The following is a 1,683-nucleotide window of genomic DNA, read 5'->3' as shown; positions in this document are numbered from 1 at the left end:
TGACGGTGTGCGTCGGTTGTTTGAGAACTCAACAGTGTGCTTGATAGTCAATGCCAAAGTTTTAACCCTTGTCGGGTGTGGCTTCGCTGACCGTCCGGTTGGTGGGGTTGCATTGTCGCAAGGGGTTGTTTGGACGGACACAAATCATCAGATTTGTATCTGGCCGGTATCATTGTTCACGCTCGCCTTTGGGTGGGTGTGGATGTTTCTCTTTTACGGAGAGTTTGATCCTGGCTCAGGACGAACGCTGGTGGCGTGCTTAACACATGCAAGTCGAACGGTGAAGCCCAGCTTGCTGGGTGGATCAGTGGCGAACGGGTGAGTAACACGTGAGCAACCTGCCCCCTACTTCGGGATAAGCCTTGGAAACGAGGTCTAATACCGGATATGAACACTTGTCGCATGGCGGGTGTTGGAAAGTTTTTCGGTAGGGGATGGGCTCGCGGCCTATCAGCTTGTTGGTGGGGTAATGGCCTACCAAGGCGTCGACGGGTAGCCGGCCTGAGAGGGCGACCGGCCACACTGGGACTGAGACACGGCCCAGACTCCTACGGGAGGCAGCAGTGGGGAATATTGCACAATGGGCGAAAGCCTGATGCAGCGACGCCACGTGAGGGATGACGGCCTTCGGGTTGTAAACCTCTTTCAGCAGGGAAGAAGCGAAAGTGACGGTACCTGCAGAAGAAGCGCCGGCTAACTACGTGCCAGCAGCCGCGGTAATACGTAGGGCGCAAGCGTTGTCCGGAATTATTGGGCGTAAAGAGCTCGTAGGCGGTCTGTCGCGTCTGGTGTGAAATCCCATGGCTCAACTGTGGGCTTGCATCGGGTACGGGCAGACTAGAGTGCTGTAGGGGAGACTGGAATTCCTGGTGTAGCGGTGGAATGCGCAGATATCAGGAGGAACACCGATGGCGAAGGCAGGTCTCTGGGCAGTTACTGACGCTGAGGAGCGAAAGCATGGGGAGCGAACAGGATTAGATACCCTGGTAGTCCATGCCGTAAACGTTGGGCACTAGGTGTGGGGCGGGTTCCACTCGTTCTGTGCCGCAGCTAACGCATTAAGTGCCCCGCCTGGGGAGTACGGCCGCAAGGCTAAAACTCAAAGGAATTGACGGGGGCCCGCACAAGCGGCGGAGCATGCGGATTAATTCGATGCAACGCGAAGAACCTTACCAAGGCTTGACATGTACGAGAAAGCCCCAGAGATGGGGTTCTCTTTGGACACTCGTACACAGGTGGTGCATGGTTGTCGTCAGCTCGTGTCGTGAGATGTTGGGTTAAGTCCCGCAACGAGCGCAACCCTTATCCTATGTTGCCAGCGGGTTATGCCGGGGACTCATGGGAGACTGCCGGGGTCAACTCGGAGGAAGGTGGGGATGACGTCAAATCATCATGCCCCTTATGTCTTGGGCTTCACGCATGCTACAATGGCCGGTACAGAGGGCTGCGATACCGTGAGGTGGAGCGAATCCCAAAAAGCCGGTCTCAGTTCGGATCGGGGTCTGCAACTCGACCCCGTGAAGTCGGAGTCGCTAGTAATCGCAGATCAGCAACGCTGCGGTGAATACGTTCCCGGGCCTTGTACACACCGCCCGTCAAGTCACGAAAGTTGGTAACACCCGAAGCTCACGGCCCAACCCCTTGTGGGAGGGAGTGGTCGAAGGTGGGACTGGCGATTGGGAC

Annotated in this window: 1 rRNA gene (only partly in view); it reads left to right on the top strand. The window is 56.7% G+C overall.

Features of this window, described 5'->3' with window-relative positions:
- Positions 1–212: 212 nt before the first annotated feature.
- A 16S ribosomal RNA gene (locus tag LUM46_RS26550) occupies positions 213–1,683 on the top strand; it runs 78 nt beyond the window's last position.

The sequence above is a fragment of the Promicromonospora iranensis genome, from assembly GCF_028994805.1.
In the GTDB taxonomy this organism is placed as follows: Bacteria; Actinomycetota; Actinomycetes; order Actinomycetales; family Cellulomonadaceae; genus Promicromonospora; species Promicromonospora iranensis.
Note: the sequence above shows the minus strand (reverse complement) of the source record. Positions and strands in the feature narration are given on the sequence as shown.